Source organism: Pseudoalteromonas ardens, from assembly GCF_030125445.1.
Lineage (GTDB): Bacteria > Pseudomonadota > Gammaproteobacteria > Enterobacterales > Alteromonadaceae > Pseudoalteromonas > Pseudoalteromonas ardens.
Genome location: NZ_JASJUV010000001.1, coordinates 387,307 through 408,699, shown reverse-complemented (window position 1 = coordinate 408,699; position 21,393 = coordinate 387,307). Strand labels below are relative to the sequence as shown.

Genomic DNA, 21,393 nt, shown 5'->3' with positions numbered 1-21,393 from the left:
ATAAAACGCGCTTAAATTTTCAAGCGAACCAACATCACGAAAACGGGTCTACTAAACTTAGTTAGATCTGTTTTAAGCAGTGATTTTACTTTTGATAAAGGAAACATAAATGGCTAAGCAAACTATCACGGTGATCCGTGGCGACGGCATCGGTCCAAGCATCATCGACTCGGCAATTGAAATTTTAAATGCAGCGGGCTGCGAATTCGACTACGAGTACGTTGACGCAGGGCTTGCAGCACTAGAAAAAACTGGTGAGCTGCTGCCACCTGAGACGTTAGACGCCATTGAACGCAATAAAATTACGCTTAAGGGGCCGCTTACAACACCTGTAGGCGAAGGTTTTACTTCTATCAATGTAACCCTGCGTAAGCACTTTGGTCTGTATGCCAATGTTCGCCCGGTAAAATCATTTGAAGGCACCAAAGCTCGCTACGATGACATCGACATTATCACTGTACGTGAAAACACTCAGGGCATGTACTCAGGTCTGGGTCAGGTTGTGTCTGAAGATGGCAGTGAAGCCGAGGCAATGTCTAAAATCACCCGCGAAGGCGCGGAAAAGATTGTCACTTTTGCTTATGAGCTGGCACAACGTGAAGGCCGTAAAAAAGTCACTGCAGTTCACAAAGCTAATATCCTTAAATCAACATCAGGCTTATTCCTTAAAGTTGCACGTGAAGTAGGCGAACGCTTCCCTGATATCGAATCAGCTGAAATGATCGTTGATGCAACCTGTATGAAGCTGGTCATGACTCCAGAAGAGTTTGATGTTGTTGTAACTACTAACCTGTTTGGTGACATCATTTCCGACCTGTGTGCAGGTCTCGTTGGCGGCCTGGGTATGGCGCCGGGTGCAAACATCGGTGAAAACGCTGCAATCTTCGAAGCAGTGCACGGTAGTGCACCAGACATCGCCGGTAAAAACCTGGCTAACCCAACTTCGGTTATTCTGGCTTCAATTCAGATGCTTGAATATCTTGATATGGGCGAAACTGCTGACAAAATCCGCAATGCAGTGGCAGATGTTATCAAATCTGGCGATCGTACGACACGCGACCTGGGTGGCAACCACGGCACAACCGACTTCACACAAGCGGTTATCGAGCGCCTGTAATAGCTCTGAAAAAGTAACTACCAACGCCCAGCTTAAGCTGGGCGTTTTCTTATCTGCACCACCATCATTAGTAACACACTTAGCCATAACAAACTGCCCGCACCACCATCTTGCTCACCTTTGGTCGCAATGGAAAGCGTAGCATCTGCTGTGACTTTTACTTGCTGACCGTCATCAAGATCCTTCACTGTCGCGCTCACCTGATAACCCCCTGCATTCTGATAAGTGTGACTGATAACAGCACCGGTACCTTCCTGCCCATCTCCAAACGCCCAACTCACTGAATAGTTACCTGACCCACCACTTATTGAAACGCTGTAGCTGGCGGTTAACCCACTTTGTGATACGTTAATCTTACCAGCCAGGGGGACTGTAACGCTTGTGTCTATTGATTCGCTTACTGTGCTGCCATTGGCATCTTCCAGCGATACCACAATCCGATAGCGCCCGGACAACTTATACTGATGCTGGATCTCAGCCCCATTCAACAGTGTACCGTCGCCGAGATCCCAACGAATTGCCACGGGTGCCACCCCGCCACGATACGTCACACTGGCGGAAATGTTACCATCATCGTCAGTGATGTTTGTATCAAGCAGTTCCAGCGCAGCCGCCAGGGTCACTTGCTGATTAACAGAGCGGACTTCGCCAGCCGCATTCGTTTGGGTAAATATGACCGTATAGACCCCTTCGCTACTGTATTGATGCGCCGGAGTAAGAAACTCACTGCTGTTACCATCACCAAATTGCCATTGGTACGTATCCAAAGTACTCAAAGGCATCCCGGAAACAGAAAAACTCACTTTCAGCCCCTCTGCCCTGGCAACAATCTTGGGCTCTGTCGCCGCTTTTAATTGTAATTGTGCTGTTTGGTACTGCTCGCTCACTTCGAGCAATTCAATTGTTACATCGTGTTCAGGTAGAACAACCCCGGAAATCGGTTGCTGTGGATGGCTATAGTCCTGGCTGTCATTGAACGTAGAAATTGCCTGCAACTGGGTGTCACCAAGCCCGGCGGGCTGATCCTGTAACCTTAGTGCTGCGTCCCTTAGCTGGATCCGAGTGGATGCCGGGCTAAAACCATTGGCACCGGGTATGATCTGCTGATCATTATCAACGACCAAAATTTTTCCTTTACCCGGGCGCAAAGAAACCGAGTTATTTTCAATATTCTCATTGGCATACCACACGAGTACCCCTGGTGCATAGCTGGCTCCTTGCAAGCCGGCATCAATACCCAGATGCGACCTGAGCTGTAGATAATATGCCTGCTCTAATCCTTCACGATAGCGGCTTATTCTGTGAAAGCCATTTAAAGACAACAGCTCTGATGACTCTGCATCCGCCAAGGCAACAGTGTTTTCACCATCTACGACAGAGATATCGTCCAGCAACATACCAAAGCCATATTCAAGACTGTCAGTTTGATAAAGAAACTCCAGGGTCACTGTCTGGCCAGCATATGCTGCGAGTGAATATCTTAATTCAGTTACCTGAGTGCCATCCGTGCCACCCGTTACTTGCCCGCTGTGGCCATCAATATAATGTGCCACGGTCGAATAAATTGGGTGCTGGGCTTTGGTATGGCTACCCACTAGCGGTACTTGGTTGGCCTTTACCTGAAAGAAATCATAGCCGCTCTCAATATCAAAACGAGCGCGCATTGTCAGTGCCAAATCTGCTGATGCAGGTAAAGTGAGCGTCATGCTGGCGGTGTTTAATTTATCGTTCCCCTGCCCGGAGTAATACTGATACTGTCCAGATATTGGTTCGCCAATATACTCTAAACTGGCAGGCAACGTGACTTTCAACTGATCAGTTTCACCGGTATATTCACCAACATGACTAATGCTGGCCTGGTAGCCCTGAGTTAATTGTGCGAACTGCAACTGAATTTGATTAACCCAATTACCGCCAAACTTTTGCTGTAACCTTTCCAGGTTACGGGGAGAGAATGAAACAGGTTGTGACCCACGTAGCGAGCCTAACCAGTTGCCACTGGACATCACCGACCAATTAGCCACCGGTTCACCAATAGCACTGCTATTGAGGTCATATTCGTCTATGAGTCCAAGCTCATGGCCAAACTCATGTACTACTACACCCATGCTCGCGTCAAGCGGATTAATGGTGTAGTTGTGGATACGTATATCGCTGTTTGCAATAGCGACAGGGGTGTAACCATCTTCAGCAACCACAAAGCGGTGGGACCATACGGCATCAGTGCCCAGCACTCCGCCACCCGCTTCCTCTCCAATGCTGGAGTGAAATACCATGATGTGATCAACCACACCATCAGGCTCATTCACAATTCCATCACCATCACGATCACTTAAATCCGTTAAATCATAATCACTGAGGTTAATGTCATATCGTTCAACTGCCAACTCAACCGCTTCTTTAATCAACTCGGCGACCCTGCTATCACGTCGTGCCCCCACTCTTTGCCCGTAATAACTTGCATTTTTTGCTGCCGTGACCCAGCCAAAGACTTCTCCTGAAAGCCCAAAACTTCCCCCTGAGGCTAGCTTATAATACTGATGGGCGCTGGTTAGCACTTGCCCATCTGGCCCACTAAACCCTTGCGCGGAAAAAATGAGCTCACTGTAATGACTGCTCGGATACTGAGCGTAGTACATGTCCGAGTCACCCTGCTCAAGGCGATTATCGTCATTAGGCAGATCAGGAAAATCTACCAGAATAGCGAGAATTTTTGCCCCTTCTAACGGTCCAGCAGATGCAGCCTGATAACCACGCAAGACCACTGACTGAGCCGGTTTCTTTCCATTGAATGGAGCACGTAACTCTGGGCTTTGAAATCCAGCGAGATAGTCCAAAATCTTTTGCCTGGCCTCATAATCAGAAAAACTTCTCCCTTCGCGTTTTTCGAGCCAAAACCGCAGTTGCTGTTGATCAAGCTGTAATCCTGACACAGGCGCTGCAACAACGATAAGAAGAAGAACTAAAAGACTGAATTTCATACTGATTTACCCAATGCGATTGTGTTCACGATAGTAGCAGGTTGAAGAAGATATTTCTAACCTCCTGCCGCCATCAAAAAACGCATGAATTATTCATTAAGATTACAAATGAACGTAGTGAAACACTACATTTCAATATTTAAAACACCAAAAAGGCATATTAATGCACTTTGTTCATTTTTGAGCCTTGACACTGCCGCACATAAGCCTTTAAATAAAGAACATCAGATTAAACTTTTACGCAGACATTAAACATGCAAACACTATTCTTCACAGTTGTGGTACTCGTACTGGTCTTAGTGATAAGTCCGGCGGGGCCGTTGTGAGCGAACGTTTGCACAGACCCCGCACCAGCGGGGTTTTTTTTTGCCTTTAATTTAAATTTTGCTGAGGAATGAGGTAATGAATGAGCAATTTAATGGCTCAGAGCTGGTAGTTAAGGCACTGACCGAACTCGATGTTGACTATATATTTGGCTACCCCGGCGGATCGGTATTAGATCTCTATGACGCACTATTTGCACAAGATGACATCGAACATATTCTGGTGAGACATGAACAGGCAGCAACGCATATGGCCGATGGCTACGCCAGAAGTACCGGAAAGACCGGAGTTGTACTTGCCACGTCCGGCCCGGGTGCGACCAACTGTGTAACAGGCATTGCCACGGCCTACATGGACAGTATCCCTATGGTTGTACTGTCAGGCCAGGTACCTTCTAATTTAATTGGCGATGATGCGTTCCAGGAAACTGACATTGTCGGCTGTTCGCGCCCAATTGTTAAACACAGTTTTAACTGCCGTGACGCCCAACAGATCCCGACTGTACTGGCAAAAGCTTTTTATCTGGCAAGTTCTGGCAGACCAGGTCCTGTCGTCGTTGAGTTGCCCAAAGACATTCTCAACCCGCAACTTAAATACACCTACGAAATGCCCGCTCGAATTGATATGCGCACTTATAGCCCCAGCTCTAAAGGGCATTCGCGTCAGATCAAAAAAGCGGTCGATGCAATTCTAGGTGCCAAACGCTTGGTTGTGTATTCAGGGGGCGGTATCATTCTTTCCAATACCTCTGAGCAGCTAACTGAACTAGTCGAGACCCTAAACGCGCCCATCACCAACACCTTAATGGGTCTGGGTGGGATCAGCGGCACACATCCTAACTTTGTCGGTATGTTGGGTATGCACGGCTCATTAGAAGCCAACAAAGCGATGGCTAATGCCGACGTGATACTGGCATTAGGTGCACGATTTGATGATCGGGTAACCAATAACGTCAAAAAGTTTTGCCCAGATGCAACCATAGTCCATGTTGATGTTGACCCTACTTCGATCTCAAAAACAATTCAGGCGCACATTCCCGTCGTTGGCAGCCTGGAGACCGTTCTTTCACAATTACAAAGCGCCATAGAAAAAAGCGCACTACGTATCGACAGAGCAGCTCAAGAATCCTGGTGGCAACAAATCACGGCATGGCGAGAGCAACGCTGCCTGGCTTACGATGTACAGGGCAACGTAATTAAACCACAAACGGTCATAGAGAAGCTTTACGAAATTACTCAGGGCAATGCCTATATCAGTTCAGATGTTGGCCAGCACCAGATGTTTGCCGCTCAGTATTATCCGTTTAAAAACCCAAGACAATGGATCAATTCAGGCGGCCTCGGCACCATGGGCTTTGGCCTGCCCGCTGCAATGGGGGTGAAAGTCGCCTACCCAGAAGCTGACGTCGTATGTGTGACGGGAGATGGCTCAATACAGATGAACATTCAGGAACTTTCTACCTGTCTTCAGTACGGCCTGAATGTCAAAATAGTTTCTTTGAACAACCGCTCTCTAGGCATGGTTAGGCAATGGCAGGATATGATGTACGGTGGACGCCACTCCAGCTCTTATATGGAGTCTCTGCCTGATTTTGTGGCTTTGGCCGAAAGTTATGGCCACATTGGGATCCGAATAGATCACCCTGATGAGCTGGACGATGCACTGGCGAGAGCCTTTTCAATTACCGACCGACTGGTGTTCCTTGATATTCGTGTGGATGAAAATGAACATGTTTATCCGATGCAAATCAAATTAGGTGCCATCGATGATATGTGGCTGAAAAAGGGAGTAAAAGCATAATGCGCAGAATCTTATCTATATTACTAGAAAACGAACCCGGTGCTTTGTCTCGCATAGTGGGGTTATTTTCACAACGCGCATACAACATCGACAGCCTTACAGTGGGCACAACCGATGACACGACACTATCGCGGATCACCATTACAACTCAGGGTGATGACCGGGTGGTAGAACAGATAACCAAACAAGTAAACAAGCTGGTTGATGTACTTAAGATCATTGACTTGACGGACTCCAGCCACATCGAAAGAGAACTGTTACTAGTCAAAGTATTTGCGGGTAACGAGCAAACCAGAGCCTCTGTTACACGTGTGACAGACGTATTTGGGGGTACGATACTGGACATGGGTAAACGCAGCTATACGGTTCAGCTAGCCAGTAGCAGCGACAAAATAGCGTCATTTTTGGATATGCTTAGACACGAGAGCGATATTATTGAGGTGGTTCGTTCTGGTACTGTGGGAATAGGGAGAGGTGATAAAGCACTCAAGGGATAACAGGATATGGAGAGCTAAAAAAAGGGGCTTAAGCCCCTTTTTTCTATTAAGGATTAACTTGATCCTTAAGGCCTTTACCCGCTTTGAAAGAAGGGATATTTGCCGCTGGAATTTGGATTTCAGCGCCAGTTTGCGGGTTACGACCCGTACGCGCTGCACGCTCTTTTACAGAGAAAGTGCCAAAACCAACCAGTGCCACTGAGTTACCATCTTTAAGAGACTGAGTTACAGCACCAGTGAATGCTTCCAGCGCGCGTGTCGCTGCAGCTTTTGAGATCTCAGCGTCAGCCGCCATCTTTTCAACTAGTTGAGCTTTATTCATTGTATAATTCCTATGTTTTTATAATTTGCCGAAGCGGATTCTATGGTTATCCATTTTTTTTCTTTGTGCAAGCCTAAAATCCCGTTTTAACTAAAATATTTACGCTATTTCGCCTTATCTGACGGGGGTGTAATCATAACGGGCACAAAAACACACACTTTTTGCTCATTTTTCATGCATCACGTCTCACCCCGCGTCAAACCTGAGCTAAAGGGAAACATCAATCACAGGTTAAACCTTAAACGCCGCAAGCGCTCTTTCACGCGCGGCTTTATGTTCTACTATCGGATTCATGTAACCACTTATGCCGAATGCCTGTAAATATTCATGCGGAAAATGGATTGATTTTGCCGGGACATCATTCAGCTCTGGCACAAATTTACGAATAAAATCACCTTGCGGATCGAACTTTTCACTTTGGCTAATAGGATTAAAGATCCGAAAATAAGGTTGCGCATCACACCCGGTACTGGCAGCCCATTGCCAACCACCGTTATTGCTTGCCAGATCACCATCAATCAGCTTACTCATAAAATAGTGCTCGCCCTTACGCCAGTCTATCAGCAAATGCTTGGTTAAGAAGCTTGCGACAATCATGCGTAAACGATTGTGCATCCACCCGGTCTGGTTAAGCTGGCGCATTGCGGCATCTACAATCGGGTATCCTGTGTTGCCCTCGCACCAGGCTGTAAATTGCGCATCGTCCTGTCGCCAGTCAACATGGTTATACTTCTCGTTAAAATTGACCCCTTTACATAACTTTGGATAAGCACAGATAAGGTGTCGGTAGAACTCGCGCCAAATCAACTCATTGGTCCAGCTAAACGCAGGTGCGCTGGTCATCTGCAACAGGTCTGGAAAATGGAGTTGGCTTTCTGCCAGTAGCTGCTTCACCGACACGATCCCCAAAGCAAGGTAAGGGCTGAGCCCAGAGGTACCTTTTACACCAGGGAAGTCCCGATTAGCTTTGTAATCGACCATTTTTTCCTGAATAAACGCCTGGACAACTTTTACCAGGGTTTCATCGTCAACAGGCCATTTATCTGAAATACCCTCCCCTGCAAGTAACTCTGGGGTTTCCCATTCAAATGGAGCTGCGTTTATCTCAGGCCAACCGGGCAGGTAAAAATGCGTTTGCTCATACTGTTTAAGCCAGGCCTTTTTAAACGGCGTAAACACTTTATACATCTCATTGCTGGCCGTCGTTACACTGCCCGGTGGGGCAATCAAATCGCCATCAAATAATTGCAATTGCACACCGGCTTGCTGACAAGCGTAATCTCGGTCTTGTTCATTTACTTCATACTCACGGTTAGCGTAAACCTGCGCAATGCCGTTTGCCTGGCAAAACTGAGACACCACTGCGGGCACTTGAGTAAAATCACCCGCATCTAGCACGTGCAGGCGAACACCCAACTCTGCCAGTTTATGCCCTAGCCAAATAACCCGCCGCTTAAGTAAATCAACCTGTACAGGTGCTGCATTGTGCGCTTGCCATTGCTGCTCACACACCAAAAAGAGTGCATCGCGCGCACCATTTTCAACCGCAGCTATTAGCGCTTCGTTGCCAAAAACGCGCAAATCACGCCGAAACCAAAACAATGTAGACATTAAATCGCGAACCTCAGTTTAAGCTCGTTAGGATAAGGGTGAAAATAGACCTGCTGCATCAGGTAGTCATTGGGGTGCATGATCAAATGGTGACGCAATAAGGTGAGTGGGACTTGTAATGGAACCTGACCAATACGATAGTCATCAATCGCACGGCACAGCTCCTGCTTTTCAACTTTACCCAATACTTTCTTAAAATACCCCTGTAAGTGCGATAAAGTGTTAGCCTGGTCCTTGCGCCTTGCCGGGCTCGACAACGCCTCCATCAAACCACTGATATACGTCTTTCTAAGTTCATCAAGTGCAACCCCTTTACCCTCTGCCAACAGCCTGCCGAGATCACGATAAGCCTCGTAATTATGGCTCATCAGCAAGTACTTATGACGGGCATGGAAATTTGTCAATTCATGTAAGCCAGGATTGGAAACCACCAATTCTTGCCAGCTCTTGTAAACGTAAACCCGCATCACAAAATTCTCTCTCAGATGCATATCATTCAGGCGGCCATTTTCCTCACAAGGTAATAACGGATTACGCGCCATGATCTGCTCGGCAAATATGCCTATGCCTTCAGAGGTATTGCCTGTCTCTGCTTCATTGTAGATCTTGACCCGTTCCATACCACAACTGGGGCTTTTCGCACAAAAGATATAACCAGACAGCTGATCACCATGGTCCTCGGACACCTTTTTCCCATATTCAGCCAAGTCGGGTGCATAGTCCTCATCACTGTGCGCAGGCCCAACTTTGATAACGTCCTCTACTCTGACCTGACGGATGGTTTTTCGTGGGATCGGTAATCCGATGGCTACCTCTGGACAAAAGCGCACATACTCCACGTACTGCGCCAGTTCATCCATACAAAAATTGCTACGTTTATGCCCTGAATCAAAACGGACTTTGTCTCCGGCAAGACACGCACTGATCCCTATTTTTATGGGGCTGTTGAAGTTAAAAGCTTGCTCTATCATTGCTCTCTCCATAACTCAAAATTGACGGATAGACTTAGCACCACTGGTACTGACGTAAGGCAATTTTGCCACCCTGTACCTTCACTCCTTCAGAGCGTAATAATTGACTCTGCTCGATAAACTTGCTGCTCTCGGGAGGAAAAGAAATTTTTCCCTGACTGTTAATCACTCTGTGCCACGGCAAACTAGACCCTGCCGGTAGGTGCTTTAACAGGTAGCCAACTGCCCGGGCATGCTTAGGTGCGCCGGCCAGCCCGGCAATTTGCCCGTATGTTGCGACATTTCCAACCGGAATTGCGCCTATCAGCGTAAACACCCTGGCTCTGAATTCCTCTTTAGTTTCCTCTTGCAAACTGCGCTCCTAATGCTGTGAACTGTTGCCACAAGTGTCGGCCAACTGGGCCATAGTGACTCTGATGGCGACGAAAAGCGTGAATTGCCGCTGTGAACTCATGCTGTCTGTCTATGATCTCAATGCGCTCCAACTCGCCGCTCTCCAATTCCTGCCGGCAAGTGTTGAGGCTGGTAAGGGCAAACCCGACCCCCTGAGATAAGAATAGTTTAATAGTACTGACATCATCCAGCTTCATAATATGTAATCCACGTGAATAAGCCAGCCTCTCGCTGTCAAAATCGAAGCCACTCTCTACCATTGCCAAACAGGGATATAGACTCAACTCATCGTAGTACATACGCTTAGGCAACAAGCCACGCTTGGCTACGACACCAAGCTTAGTTTCGCCAATCGCGATTGATTCCAACTCGCCAGTGGCATAGAACAAATCAAACCAAGGTCCAATGCCTAAATCAGCGGCGCCGGTGTTTACCTGCTCCAGCGCAACAAAGCGTCGGCCACTGGAAATCACTAGTTCAGTCGAAGGAAATTGCTTAAAAGTGCTGCTAATCTGAGTGTTATACGTTTCGTGGTGACACATAGGTTCATAGCAAATGCGAAATTTCGCTTCATTGCCCTGAGAGAACTCATCCGCCAGGCTCTTTAAATGATTATGATGCTCCAGCAGCTTTTGAGCGTGCTGGTGAAAGCGCTTCCCCTGCTCGGTAAGCCGGATCCGATAATCTTCACGGGTTACCAAAGCAAAACCCAGTTCGTCAGACAGGCGCTTTAACGCTTGTGTGACTGCGGGCTGTGATTTATATAAACGTTTTGCCGCCTCGCTCAGGCTTTGTGCATTTGCGACGGCATCGAGTACTTGAATATCAGCCAACTTCATAAATAAAATTTATTTTATACCAAAGTTTTAATAATTTTTATTTTATGACCAAATTCATTATCCTGCACTAAGTTTTAGTATGAGGGAGTAATTTTGGTGAATAAACTCGCACTCTTTTTGCCAACCTTGTTGTTATTATCCGCATGTCAGGATGCCACACAGCAAACCACTACAAGTCAAGTCGTTCGTCCAGTTAAACTACATACAGTGTCTGACCCACAAGCCAGCCAATTGCGCAGTTTTCCAGCCGAAGTTGTTGCTAACCAGGGGTCTTACCTTGCTTTTCGGGTCAATGGCGAGCTGATTGAGTTTCCTGTGTTGGCTGGCCAGGAAGTGCAAAAGGGGCAACTCCTGGCGAAACTCGACCCGGAAGACTTTGAACTTCAGTATCAGCAACGCAAAGCCCAATTTGAGCTCGCAGTTGCTCAGCTGAACCGCATTGAGTCTTTATATAAAAAGTCTATTGCCAGCAAAGCCGAATATGACCAGGCTCTGGCAAACGAACAAGTTGCTGAGTCAGCATTCAAAATAGCCCAAACCAATCTGCAAAACAGCGAACTCAGAGCCCCATTCGGCGGTACGATTGCCAAAGTTTTCGTTAAGAACTTTGAAAATATAGTCGCAAAACAGAATATTTTACGCCTTGAGACACGTGACCGTATGGACGTAGTCATCCAGGTGCCTGAAAAATTAGTTGCCCGGGTCAATAAAGATCTCGAGTATCATCCAACTGTCATTTTTGATGGCTACCCGGATAAATCTTATCTGCTGAATATAAAAGAGTGGGATACCCAAGCCGACCCTGCGACGCTTACCTATAAGGTTGTCTTTTCGCTGCCTATTCCTGAAGACTTTAATTTGCTCGCCGGGATGACAGGTCATGTTTATGTTGATCCCAGTAAGATAACCAACCACAGCACTTCGGAAATCATAGTACCGAATGAAGCAGTATTTTCCGATCAAACGCAAGCAGCTAAAGGCAACCATTACGTCTGGATTTACGACCCCAAGACCCAGCAGGTGTCTAAACGTGCTGTCCAGCCTGGTCAGTTACGCCAGCAAGGTTTCGAAATAAAAAGTGGATTAAAGCCCGGCGATGTCGTTGTCTCAGCCGGTGTTCATCACCTTAGTGAAGGCCTGAAAGTACGTCCATGGACCAAAGAGCGAGGCCTGTAAAATGAGTCTTGCCAAATGGTCTATTGAAAATAAGGTGATCAGTGCGATGTTCGCTCTGCTGTTGCTTTTAGCAGGCACGGTTTCGTACTTTGGCCTGGGGCAACTTGAAGATCCGGAGTTTACGCTCAAAAAAGCCATGGTGATCACAGTGTACCCTGGCGCATCACCGCAACAGGTTGAGGAAGAGGTGACCTATCCCATAGAGAATGCCATCCAGAGCCTGCCTTATGTGGATTACGTTACGTCTGTCTCATCACCGGGACAATCGCAGATCACGGTGGAAATGAAAAGCACCTACCGAAAGGAAGACCTGAAACAGATCTGGGATGAATTAAGGCGTAAGATAAACGATCTAAAGCCTGATCTGCCTCCTGGCGTATTCACCCCCAAAGTAATGGATGACTTTGCAGACGTGTATGGCGTGTTGTATGCCGTGACGGGTGATGGCTATTCCTATGAAGAGTTAAAAGAATACGTTGATTACCTTAAACGAGAGTTAGTGTTGGTCGATGGTGTCAGCAAAGTGACCATCGCAGGAGAACAACAAGCGCAGGTCATTGTTGAAATCTCGAGTCAAAAACTGTCGCAATTAGGGATATCTCACAATCGCATTTTTTCACTGCTGCAGACCCAAAACAGCGTATCTAACGCGGGAAAAATACGTGTTGGCGACGAGTCTATCCGAATTCACCCTACCGGTGAGTTTAGTCAGGTTTCTGAACTTGAGGACTTGCTGATATCTAAACCCGGTGCCAAAGAGCTTATCTATTTAGGCGATGTTGCCACCGTAAAACGTGAATATGCTGAGATACCAACTCATATTACCCGTTATAATCGCGATCAATCTTTGCTCCTGGGTATTTCCTTCAGCTCGGGTGTTAACGTGGTAGAAGTCGGTAAGGCAATAGAGAAGCACCTGACCTCACTGGAATATCAACGCCCCCATGGCATGTCGGTCCACACCGTTTACAACCAACCCAAGGAAGTCGAAAAATCCGTAGACGGGTTTATTGTCAGCTTGCTTGAAGCCGTTGCCATCGTCATTGTCGTGCTGTTGATCTTTATGGGTGTTAAAAGTGGCATTCTTATTGGCGGTATCTTGCTACTGACAGTGCTCGGCACCTTCATTTTCATGAAGATGTTCGCAATTGACTTACAGCGTATATCCCTTGGCGCTTTGATCATCGCGCTTGGTATGCTGGTCGATAACGCTATTGTGGTCACAGAAGGGATCCTAATCAACCTCAAGCGTGGACAAAGCAAGGTAAAAGCAGCAGTCAATATTGTAGAGCAAACCAAGTGGCCTTTGTTAGGTGCAACTGTGATTGGTATTACCGCCTTCGCCCCAATTGGACTGAGCTCAGATGCCAGTGGAGAATTTGCCGGCTCGCTGTTCTGGGTACTGCTGATCTCATTGCTACTTAGCTGGGTTACCGCCATTACCCTGACACCTTTCTTTGCCAACATGTTGTTCAAACAAGAAATTCAGCAGGGTAAAGAGACTGATGACCCCTATCAGGGCATAATTTTTACCGCTTACAAGGCGCTGCTTAGCGTGTGCCTTAGATTCCGCTGGACTACCGTCATCGCGATGCTAGCGCTCCTTGGCTGCGCGATGGTTGGCTTTAAATCAGTTAAGCAATCATTCTTTCCCGCTTCCAATACGCCCATGTTTTATGTCGATTACTGGCACTATCAGGGTGCTGACATTCGAAGTACAGCAGATAACCTCGAGAAGCTGGAAGCATTTTTGCAAGCCGACGAGCTGGTTGAAGAGATCACCACCACCATAGGTCAGGGTGCCCCCCGATTTATGCTGACATACAGCCCGGAAAAGCAATATGCATCCTATGGTCAGCTGATCATTCGGGTGAGCGACAGAGAAGCTGTTGCGACCATGATAGCGAAAGTACGCGAGTTTGCTGCCCATAACGAACTAGATGGTAAGCTTAAAATCAAGCGCATGGAAATTGGCCCGTCGACAGATGCTAAAATCGAAGCGCGTTTCTCTGGTCCTGATCCTGTAGTGCTGCGCAGGCTGGCTGATCAAGCTAAAAACCGTCTGGCACAAGACGCTGGTGCATTTAATATTCGCGATAACTGGCGTCAGCGTTCTAAGGTACTTGAGCCGGTCTTTAATGAGCAAAAAGCAAGGAGACTGGGGATCAGTAAATCTGATCTTGACCAGCTATTGCTGACAAGTGTGTCGGGCAACACAGTGGGTCTATATAGGGATGGCACAAAAATGCTGCCGATTGTGGCCAGAGCACCCGAGGTTGAACGTCGCAACGTTGAAAACCTGGTTGACCTGCAAATTTTCAGCCCTGTGCTCAATGTGTATGTTCCACTGGGTCAGATCCTCGATGACGTCGAAGTCATTTGGGAAGACAGCCTGATAATGCGTCGGGATCGCAAGCGCACAATTACCGTCATGGCAGATCATGATGTGATCGGCAATGAAACACCGGCTAAACTGTTTGCCCGTATCCGTGCCGACATTGAAGCAATCGAGTTGCCGCAAGGCTACGAGATGCAGTGGGGTGGTGAGTTTGAGTCATCCAGCAAAGCGCAGAAAGCCATTTTTGGCTCACTCCCGCTCGGATACTTATCCATGTTTATCATCACGGTGCTGCTGTTTAATTCAGTACGTAAACCATTGGTCATCTGGAGCACTGTGCCACTGGCAATTATTGGCGTAACCGCGGGTCTGGTCATATTTCAGGCACCATTCAGCTTTATGGCACTGCTGGGACTGCTCAGTCTGTCTGGCATGTTAATTAAAAATGGCATTGTATTGATGGACCAAATCAACCTAGAACTCGATAGCGGAAAAGCCCCCTATCAGGCCGTGTTTGATTCCGGGGTTAGTCGTGTACGGCCCGTATCTATGGCGGCCGTGACAACCATTTTAGGTATGATCCCGCTGCTGTTCGATGTATTTTTTAAATCCATGGCAGTAACCATTATGTTTGGTCTGGGTTTTGCCACTGTGCTCACTTTGATAGTGCTTCCCGTAATTTACTGTTTGTTCTTCAAAGTAACCGCACCAAAATAGCAAAAGGGCCGCAGTGTGCGGCCCTTTTTTAGTTATTTTTTGAGAGACAAAGTCCCTTTTACCCTGCCTTTTGGCTTAGCGCCAGCGCGACTTTTCGGTCTATCACGATTTGCAGTATTATCACCGTGTGAATTGCCCGGGTGCTTACGCTTTTGCTCAGACGCAGACTTTCTGCTCGGCCCTCTGGCCGCTGATTCAGCATCTTGACGCGGTTTCGCAGTGTGACGCTGTGTACGTTTAAACGTATCCACAGACGCCTCTTCGGTTTTCGATGAACCTTCAATTGAAGCATTAATCTCTGCCATTTCAGACTCGCTCAGGTGGCGCCACTGTCCAGGCCTTAAACCGTTGAGGTTCACATTCATGATCCGCACACGCTTCAGTGTTTGTACTTCATAATCAAAGTATTCACACATACGCCGGATCTGACGATTCAGCCCCTGCGTTAAAACAATGGTAAATTGCCTGGCCCCGGTCTTTTTGACGAAACACTTTTTAGTCACGGTGCCAAGAATTGGCACGCCCGAGCGCATACCAGTTATAAACGCATCGGTGACAGGCTTATTGACGGTTACCACATATTCTTTTTCATGATTGTTGCCGGCACGCAATATTTTGTTGACGATATCGCCCTCATTGGTCAAAAAGATCAGTCCTTCTGAAGGCCGGTCTAAACGGCCAATAGGAAAAATACGTTCCGGATACTGAATGGCACTGACAATATTACTTTTTATTTTTCGCTCTGTTGTGCAGGTCACACCAACGGGTTTATTGTAAGCAATATATACCCGCTTAGGCTTAGCTTTGAGCGGTTTATTATCCACCAAAACAGTGTCTGCATCACTGACTTTCAGACCCATTTCGGCAACCTGACCGTTAACACTGACACGGCCGTCACTGATCAGGGTGTCCGCTTCTCTGCGGCTGCAAAACCCGGTTTCGCTGATATATTTATTTAGTCGCTTAGGTTCATTCATAAAGGGACACTTTTCTTTTCGTGTGCAATGAGTCAATACTGTCCGATATCCGGCAAACAGGCTCAGAGTCCGGAGTGTTTGACCAACGGGCAGTTACGGGGGGCGCATGGTAACAAAATTTCATCGCCAGTAGAAATATTTCATCAACAGGTGTGGCTCTAACTCAGCCAACGTTATGGCTTGCTCAGTCGCTAATGACACCTGGAGCGTTATCCTTGGCTAAAAAGGTCGGAGACACCAAGTAGTTCGATTGTTTATTGTTAAGCAAACTAAACCCGCTAAAGTCCACGCCTGTCCAGTCAATTTTTTCGGCCAGCCATATATAGCGGTGCACATTATGTTGATTAATGACCACAAGTGGATACGTGATCGATTGGTTGGTTTGCCAATAGGAATGGCCATGGAACTTATCATACAAAGACAAAATTGCCAGCCCACCCATGATGAAATGACCACCGACGGAGGCCTGCAATTCACCCTTTTCAATCAACCTGAGCGTGTCATTGAGCCAGTCAAACCCGCCAATGGCAACAAAAGCCGGGTCCTTCTCACCACGCTGTTTCACCGCACTTAGTGCACCCATTGCCATCAGATCTGATGCACTCCAGATTATGTTTGTGTTGGGGTAACGCTTAAGCAAACGCTGCGTTTTTTCCATCGCCTGGGTTTTTGACCAGCTTGCATAAATAGATTGTTGTAAAGCAACGCCCTGGCTGCCAAAAAAAGATTGTGCGCCCTGGTTGCGAGCATCCGACTCGCTGCCATAATGACCGTTGATCGCTAGCGCCTGAGGTTTAACTTTAGGTCTCTTCTCGCGTAATGAATCCGTTAAAGCCTGCGCCAGATCAGCGCCTGCACGAAAATTGTCAAAGTAAATCTCACCCAACCAGTTTTTATATCTCTGTCCGGGTTTGCCAATCTCAACCTGCTCAGGCCCATTAATGGTTTGCTCTAAGGTTAAGTACTGTATTCCGTACTTTTCCAGCAGATCCAGGTGTTGTTCAGCATTGCCGGGGTATAGCATCAATACAACGAAATCAGGTGTTGCTCGATACTCTAAGTATTTCTGTAGTTCTTCCAGCTGAATATAGCGACTGCCATCACCATAAATCACGTCCAATTTAACATTAAGCTGCTTACTCGCGGCCTGAGCAATAGATTCTACTTTTTGCCAAAACGGTTCACCAGAAATCGACGGGTTCACTAAAAGCACTGAAAAATCCGCTTTCGCCCAACTCAAAGGGGTGAAAAGCAACCCCCAGCTCAATAAAACACACTGTAACAACTTCACAATAAACAGCCTTTTTTATGTTACATATGACTAAGGTGCCGCACGCAACGCTTCAATAAATACTCAGCAGGGCCAGTTTTCTTCGCCCTATCAAGCAGTATAGCTAAAATCACCTGGACCAGGGTTAGTGCCAGGAAAAACCCAAAATACTCGACACGAGTAAAGGACACCCTGGTTGCAGGAAAAAGAAAATGAAACACCAAAATCCCAACCACTGATTGCAACAAGTACAAAGACAGGGAATAACGCCCCACTATCGCTAATACCTGGCTAAGCTTAGGCCAAAGCTGGTGGATGGCTTGCAACAGCACCAAATAACATAAGGCCATAGGTATTGCAGCCAACCAATTTAATGTTTCCAACATCTGCCCAAGGATGGTTTCGTTATTTGACCAAATTAGCAAGGATGCGAGCACACTTCCCCACCACCAAGCCCACATCATCTTAGCTGATACAAATGCCTGCCCTGAAAACCAGCCTCGTTCATATAGTTCCATCCCTAACAGCATCAGACCCAGCGTATTCCATAAAGTCGCTAGCGGGATAAGAATAATCATCATGTTGAAATGGCTGATGTTCTCACTCAGCAACTCAGCATAGCTAACCGGCAATGAGCTCAGTAAAGTTGCATACTCAGCACTGGATCTGTCAAAACCAGGTTCGCTAACAAGGATGCTGAGTATCACAAGCAAAATAACCGGAAGAACTGTCAGTAGCGCCACGCTTAGCAATCTATGCTTCGCATCCAGCCACATCAGTGCCAGCAAGCCAGACAACGCATAATTCAGCAGAATGTCTCCGGGCCAGAGTAAGTAACCGTGTAGCACACCAAATATGCCCAAAACACACAAACGAGATTTGATAACAAATAGATTATCTACTCCCTTATTATGCGCTTTATACTGAATCACTAATGCAGCACCAAACACCAGGCAAAACAGAGTGCGAAAGCGTCCATCGGCAAACACAGTGGTTAAAAGCGACAAAGCCGACTCCACCCCGTCACGTGTAACTGGAGACACATAGCCATATGCAAAGTTTGCCATGAAGAACAAGTTTGTCAGGCTCAGGCCTAACAATGCAAACCCTCTCAGGCTATCAAGGTACTGATTTCTCACATCAATAAACGTGGTCGCGGTACATGTCGGCCCAGGTAACGGCGGATGCATGAAAATCTGGCAAGCTCTCATCTTCCATATTTAGCATCGCACAGGCCTCCTGTAATGCCCACCAGCTGCCACTTTCGTAAGCCCTGACTACATTTAATATATAATACAAGGTGTTTGATTTACCCAACAGCGCATCATGGATCATCTCCGGAAAGGGCAATCGGCCAACTAACAGTTCCATCGGTTTATCCAAAATAGCGTCCAGTAAGGAAAACAACCCGGCCAGAAAGCTCATACCAGCAATGCCAGGTGCGATTTGTTGTGCGATGAGTTCACAAAAACGTGAACGTACGATACTAAGACGAGTCAACTCAGTTGGTTTATTGGTCGCTACATGAGCTGTCATGATCAGGTTCACAAACTTAAGCACGCGTTCGTTGCCCAGATAAACCAACGCCTGCTTGAGGGATTCAATGCGGTTTTTAATAGGAAAAACCCCTGAATTGATCAACCGCAGTAGCTTGTAGGCCAGAGCCGTGTCTTGAGCAAACAGCTCCGAAATCCGTCCGAGGTTCATATTCGGCTTCAACACTTCTGCGTAGATTAACATGACTATGGCGTAGTTGATTTCGATATCTTGTTGAGAAATCATCGTGGGCTTTGCGAAAAAATATCCCTGAAAAAAGGTAAACCCCATTTTTTTCGCTTCAACGAATTCTTCTTCGGTTTCTACCTTCTCGGCCAATAATTTCAGATTTTTACGTGTTTTTAATTGCTCAACAAGTGGACCGATTGTATCCAGCGGGCTTTCAACCAGATCGAACTTGATAAGCCGGACCAGTTTGAGAAAGGGCTCCCAGTCTTTGGAGTAGTTAAAATCATCCAATGCCAGTCGATAGTTATTGTGAAACAACGACCTGACACGTTCATAATTGTCTTTTGTCGGGGGGATAGTCTCCAACAGCTCCAGGATCACATCACTGCTAGGCAGAAAATGTGCAAGCTCCTGATTAAGCGACTCTTCTCCAATGTTGATCAGAGCCTTTTTACCAGAAGTCAGATATCGAGTGCCCAGATTGAGCTGGTTGTCCATGATAAGCCGCGCTGTCGCGGCATCGTCAGCAATGTTGGGGAAGCAATTTTGTTTACCATCTCGAAACAGCAATTCATACGCAACCACCTGCTTCTTCCTGTTAAAGATGGCCTGCCTTGCCACAAACACTTTCAAATCACTGCTCCCAGCTATCTACTGCTCAATTAATAGCACTTTTGTTTTATTAGTTTGTCTTAATGGGGAATATTTTAACCCCATTTCATTAGAAAAAAAATCAAACTAAAACATTAATGTATTAGAATAGTCGATAGCGGAGCGAGCAGGCAAACGCCTACTCGTACAATTTTTCAATATATTGACTGGCAATAGTATCCCAGCTAAAACGCTGCGCTCTGGCATTGTCCTTTATATCAAGGTACCTTTGCGGTTCATGCCTGTGTAGATCGAGCGCCTGCTTTAAACCGTCAAGTAACTGTTCAGCCTGCTCAGACAGGTTGCGTCCACCGAACAGAAAGCCTGTTTCTTCGTGTGCAATCGTGTCTTTTAGACCACCAACCTGATGAGCAAGACAAGGCTGACCTGCACGCATTGCCAGCATCTGACTGATCCCACAGGGTTCAAACGAACTTGGCATCAGGAACAGGTCACCGAGATCATACAGATAATCGCCCAATGCCTGTCCATACCCTTGTAAGTACAAAACATTATTGTGACGGGCCATAACCTGAGTGAACAGATACTCAAGGTGCGGATCGCCGGAGCCCAGAATCACCAATACCCCACCGTACTCATTGATCAAGGCCGCCACCTTATCCAGGACCAGTTGACCCTCTTTTGGCTGTCTAAGCAAAAGCGCCTTTTGGTCCGTTAAACGTCCAACACTGGTAACCAAAGGTCGACGAAATTGTCCATGCTGACGCCATTGAATGACACGCTGGTGAGCAATGTAGTGGGCTGGCATTAGCTCCGAGCGCTTGGACATCCATACAAACAGAGCCTGCTCCGCTAACTCACAGTAGTCACTCAATGAGATGTCTGCTCCCTGCTCTACATGCGGGGAATAGATACACCCATTGAGAATACCTGCCAGCCTGCCTGCTCTGTCAGCTGCTTGCATATCATGCTCCAACCCTTCACCACCAAAGAAGCCACTTTCGTGATCGCTGCTTAGCTGTACTTCCTGACAGTAGGTTGGTGACACTAAGTGTACTTTATCTACGAGGTTTATTGCGGCGCGCATGGGATTAAAGCAATGAGGGTAGATGTGATCACATATCCGGCTACCGTCATAGCTCAGAGTTGGAAACCAGGATTCCAGACTGGAGTCATCATGCTTAAACGGCCGTATCCCCTGCAAAGCGAGATTATGCACTGTATAGACAGTTTTGATCTGCTTTAAGTTAACAAAACGAGGACTGAAAGTCTTAAGGACCGCCACTACAGCGGCATGCCAATCGTGTAGATGCAATACATCAACGGACCCTATCATCTCATGCTCAAGCAGCTCACTGACCGCAGCACAAAATAGCGCAAACTTATTGGCATCTGTTGCAAATGGCTGATCACCATCATTACAATAAATGGCGCCATCATGTTGCGAGAACAACGAGTGCGACACGACATATTGATCTACACCTGACTCACTTGCAACTCGCCAGAGTGTCGCTGTTTCTAAATGTTGCTTAAAAGGCACCGCAATATCTGCGACGAACTCCCGGTTGAGTTCGAACTGGCCATAATCTGGTACGATAACAGAGCAACGAATATGCTGCTCTGCCAGTGCATAAGGAATGTCACGGATCACATCCGCAACACCCCCAACTTTACAACTCGGCAAGCGGTCATTTTCCGCTGCCACCATAACTACATGCATGAT

The 21,393-nt window shown here is 47.0% G+C and carries 16 protein-coding genes; 5 read left to right on the top strand and 11 right to left on the bottom strand.

What is annotated here, in order from left to right:
• Positions 1-109: 109 nt before the first annotated feature.
• Positions 110-1,117 (top strand): isocitrate dehydrogenase, encoded by a 1,008-nt coding sequence (locus QNM19_RS01520; RefSeq protein WP_010381161.1) that lies wholly within the window; start codon positions 110-112, stop codon positions 1,115-1,117.
• A gap of 32 nt (positions 1,118-1,149) precedes the next feature.
• Here QNM19_RS01520 and QNM19_RS01515 read toward each other — a convergent pair whose 3' ends face one another.
• The gene (locus QNM19_RS01515) at positions 1,150-4,098 is read right to left on the bottom strand and encodes an immune inhibitor A domain-containing protein (RefSeq protein ID WP_284026220.1); all 2,949 of its coding nucleotides are present in this window, start codon (positions 4,096-4,098) and stop codon (positions 1,150-1,152) included.
• Positions 4,099-4,500: 402 nt separating this feature from the next.
• Between QNM19_RS01515 and QNM19_RS01510 the strand changes: the two genes are divergently transcribed.
• Both QNM19_RS01510 and ilvN read left to right on the top strand, forming a co-directional pair.
• On the top strand, positions 4,501-6,222 hold the full coding sequence (locus tag QNM19_RS01510; protein ID WP_284026219.1) for an acetolactate synthase 3 large subunit: 1,722 nt from the start codon (positions 4,501-4,503) through the stop codon (positions 6,220-6,222).
• The gene (gene ilvN, locus QNM19_RS01505; protein WP_058798453.1) at positions 6,222-6,719 is read left to right on the top strand and encodes an acetolactate synthase small subunit; all 498 of its coding nucleotides are present in this window, start codon (positions 6,222-6,224) and stop codon (positions 6,717-6,719) included. The genes QNM19_RS01510 and ilvN overlap by 1 nt, the downstream gene beginning before the upstream one ends.
• 46 nt (positions 6,720-6,765) lie before the next feature.
• Here the strand turns inward: ilvN and QNM19_RS01500 are convergent, their stop codons facing one another.
• From QNM19_RS01500 to QNM19_RS01480, 5 genes are all read right to left on the bottom strand, one after another.
• Positions 6,766-7,041: an HU family DNA-binding protein gene (locus QNM19_RS01500; RefSeq protein WP_010381157.1), complete on the bottom strand. Its 276-nt coding sequence runs from the start codon at positions 7,039-7,041 to the stop codon at positions 6,766-6,768.
• Positions 7,042-7,272: 231 nt separating this feature from the next.
• The gene (phrB, locus tag QNM19_RS01495) at positions 7,273-8,652 is read right to left on the bottom strand and encodes a deoxyribodipyrimidine photo-lyase (protein ID WP_049865583.1); all 1,380 of its coding nucleotides are present in this window, start codon (positions 8,650-8,652) and stop codon (positions 7,273-7,275) included.
• The gene (locus QNM19_RS01490) at positions 8,652-9,623 is read right to left on the bottom strand and encodes a YbgA family protein (protein WP_049865582.1); all 972 of its coding nucleotides are present in this window, start codon (positions 9,621-9,623) and stop codon (positions 8,652-8,654) included. Before QNM19_RS01490 ends, phrB begins: the two co-directional genes overlap by 1 nt.
• Before the next feature lie 34 nt (positions 9,624-9,657).
• A complete protein-coding gene (locus QNM19_RS01485) occupies positions 9,658-9,975 on the bottom strand; it encodes an MGMT family protein (protein WP_049865581.1) in 318 nt (105 codons plus the stop codon).
• Positions 9,959-10,855, bottom strand: a complete 897-nt coding sequence (locus tag QNM19_RS01480) for a LysR family transcriptional regulator (RefSeq protein WP_049865580.1) — start codon at positions 10,853-10,855, stop codon at positions 9,959-9,961. Before QNM19_RS01480 ends, QNM19_RS01485 begins: the two co-directional genes overlap by 17 nt.
• A gap of 90 nt (positions 10,856-10,945) precedes the next feature.
• Here QNM19_RS01480 and QNM19_RS01475 point away from each other — a divergent pair, with 90 nt between their 5' ends.
• Together QNM19_RS01475 and QNM19_RS01470 are read left to right on the top strand one after the other, a co-directional pair.
• A complete protein-coding gene (locus tag QNM19_RS01475; RefSeq protein WP_049865579.1) occupies positions 10,946-12,031 on the top strand; it encodes an efflux RND transporter periplasmic adaptor subunit in 1,086 nt (361 codons plus the stop codon).
• A gap of 1 nt (position 12,032) precedes the next feature.
• Positions 12,033-15,086: an efflux RND transporter permease subunit gene (locus QNM19_RS01470; RefSeq protein WP_049865578.1), complete on the top strand. Its 3,054-nt coding sequence runs from the start codon at positions 12,033-12,035 to the stop codon at positions 15,084-15,086.
• 32 nt (positions 15,087-15,118) lie between these two features.
• On the opposite strand, the gene rluF is transcribed toward QNM19_RS01470, so the two are convergent.
• The 5 genes from rluF to QNM19_RS01445 all read right to left on the bottom strand — a co-directional run bounded on the left by rluF (position 15,119) and on the right by QNM19_RS01445 (position 21,390).
• A complete protein-coding gene (gene rluF, locus QNM19_RS01465; protein ID WP_049865577.1) occupies positions 15,119-16,063 on the bottom strand; it encodes a 23S rRNA pseudouridine(2604) synthase RluF in 945 nt (314 codons plus the stop codon).
• Positions 16,064-16,247: 184 nt separating this feature from the next.
• Positions 16,248-17,276: an ABC transporter substrate-binding protein gene (locus QNM19_RS01460; protein WP_284026218.1), complete on the bottom strand. Its 1,029-nt coding sequence runs from the start codon at positions 17,274-17,276 to the stop codon at positions 16,248-16,250.
• Positions 17,277-17,374: 98 nt separating this feature from the next.
• Positions 17,375-18,472 carry a DUF418 domain-containing protein gene (locus QNM19_RS01455; protein WP_284026217.1) on the bottom strand — a complete coding sequence of 366 codons (1,098 nt, stop codon included), beginning with the start codon at positions 18,470-18,472 and terminating at the stop codon, positions 17,375-17,377.
• Between the two features lies 1 nt (position 18,473).
• The gene (locus tag QNM19_RS01450) at positions 18,474-19,691 is read right to left on the bottom strand and encodes an EAL and HDOD domain-containing protein (protein ID WP_284026216.1); all 1,218 of its coding nucleotides are present in this window, start codon (positions 19,689-19,691) and stop codon (positions 18,474-18,476) included.
• Positions 19,692-19,848: 157 nt separating this feature from the next.
• Complete coding sequence (locus QNM19_RS01445) at positions 19,849-21,390, bottom strand: glycogen synthase (RefSeq protein WP_049865631.1); 1,542 nt, start codon at positions 21,388-21,390, stop codon at positions 19,849-19,851.
• Positions 21,391-21,393: the final 3 nt, after the last annotated feature.

Bases quoted from the DNA above. Each gene is read 5' to 3' on its own strand.
- QNM19_RS01520 (WP_010381161.1), top strand. From the start codon at position 110: ATGGCTAAGCAAACTATCACGGTGATCCGTGGCGACGGCATCGGTCCA.
- QNM19_RS01515 (WP_284026220.1), bottom strand. From the start codon at position 4,098: ATGAAATTCAGTCTTTTAGTTCTTCTTCTTATCGTTGTTGCAGCGCCT.
- QNM19_RS01510 (WP_284026219.1), top strand. From the start codon at position 4,501: ATGAATGAGCAATTTAATGGCTCAGAGCTGGTAGTTAAGGCACTGACC.
- ilvN (WP_058798453.1), top strand. From the start codon at position 6,222: ATGCGCAGAATCTTATCTATATTACTAGAAAACGAACCCGGTGCTTTG.
- QNM19_RS01500 (WP_010381157.1), bottom strand. From the start codon at position 7,041: ATGAATAAAGCTCAACTAGTTGAAAAGATGGCGGCTGACGCTGAGATC.
- phrB (WP_049865583.1), bottom strand. From the start codon at position 8,652: ATGTCTACATTGTTTTGGTTTCGGCGTGATTTGCGCGTTTTTGGCAAC.
- QNM19_RS01490 (WP_049865582.1), bottom strand. From the start codon at position 9,623: ATGATAGAGCAAGCTTTTAACTTCAACAGCCCCATAAAAATAGGGATC.
- QNM19_RS01480 (WP_049865580.1), bottom strand. From the start codon at position 10,855: ATGAAGTTGGCTGATATTCAAGTACTCGATGCCGTCGCAAATGCACAA.
- QNM19_RS01470 (WP_049865578.1), top strand. From the start codon at position 12,033: ATGAGTCTTGCCAAATGGTCTATTGAAAATAAGGTGATCAGTGCGATG.
- rluF (WP_049865577.1), bottom strand. From the start codon at position 16,063: ATGAATGAACCTAAGCGACTAAATAAATATATCAGCGAAACCGGGTTT.
- QNM19_RS01445 (WP_049865631.1), bottom strand. From the start codon at position 21,390: ATGCATGTAGTTATGGTGGCAGCGGAAAATGACCGCTTGCCGAGTTGT.